We start from the raw sequence: 1,333 nt of genomic DNA on the forward strand, positions 1-1,333 counted from the left end.
ATCTGATCTCCGGAATGCAAACCTTCTTGGGTGTCCGTTTTGGCAAGAAAGTCGATAAGTGGCCCAATAGAGAGCGCTTGAGAGTACAAGAAGCCCTGCACGTAATGGCATTTGTTTTTCTGTAGAAAGGCCTCTTGTGCTGGTGTTTCAACGCCAGAGGCAAAGGTCTTAATACCAAGTTGTTTAGCAATCGTTAGCAAGGTCTCTAGTATTATTCTGTGCTGTTTGTTGGTGAGGCAGCTTGTCACTAGGCTTCTATCAATCTTAATGATGTCAATGGGTAACGCATTGAGTTGGTTAAGCGATGAAGATCCCGTTCCGAAGCCGTCGATTGCTATGAGGCACCCGAAGCTTTTTAACTTCCTTAAAATTTTTAGCGCGTCATCGCCCACTTGTACCAAGGTATTTTCTGACAGTTCGAGAATGAGTTGTTTAGGATTAAAGCGATGTGTCTCGCAAGCATCGGACAGCATCTGAAGAAGCCTTGGGTGGTTGTATTGTCGTCGTGTTAGATTGAAGGCGATTGGCAACTCTTGAACATGTTGTTCGCTTAGAATCTTGCATTCGGCGCAAAGCTGATTGATTGACCATTCACCAATTTGTTGGAGTAGGCCCGTTTGGTCTGCGATGTTTATAAACTCATCGGGCATAATCACGCCTTTCTCAGGGTGATTCCAGCGAGTAAGTGCTTCAAGTGCGATGATCTCGCCACTCTTTGTGTCCACAATGGGTTGATAATGAAGAGAGAATTGTTGTTCTTTAAGTGCGACTCTTAGATCTTTTTCTATTTCGATTTGTCGAATCATTTCACTGTTCATATCTTCACAGTAAAACTGGATGTTGTTGCGCCCGTTATTTTTCGCTCGATACATCGCCATGTCGGCGTTTTTAAGCAGCGCTTCATAGGAACTTGCATCTTCAGGACACAGTGTGATGCCGATGCTAGAGGTGATAATAAGCTCATTGCCTTTTATGGTTACGGGCTTGGTAATACTCTCTAAAATGTTGCGCGCCACGACCTCTGCACCGTCTTGGCCAGAAACATTAGGGAGCAGGATAGCGAATTCGTCGCCACCGAGCCGGGCAATCGTATCCTCTTTCCGCACGCTCCGCTGAAATCGTGATACAAGCTCAATTAAAAAATCATCGCCTCCATCGTGCCCAAGGGTGTCGTTGATCTTTTTGAAGTGATCGATATCAATGCTCAATAGCGCAAGACATGAATCATAACGCTTTGCTGTTTCAATGCTTTGCTTGCAGCGATCCTCGAACAGACGCCTATTGGCAGCACCTGTAAGTGAATCAAAGTGTGCAAGATAGTGAAGTTGATTCT

General features: G+C 45.0%; 1 protein-coding gene. It reads right to left on the reverse strand.

Annotated elements, in window-relative coordinates:
• On the reverse strand, positions 1-1,333 hold a 1,333-nt coding region (locus A3751_RS22275; protein WP_156492584.1), incomplete at both ends, for a bifunctional diguanylate cyclase/phosphodiesterase.

The organism is Oleiphilus sp. HI0080 (assembly GCF_001635135.1).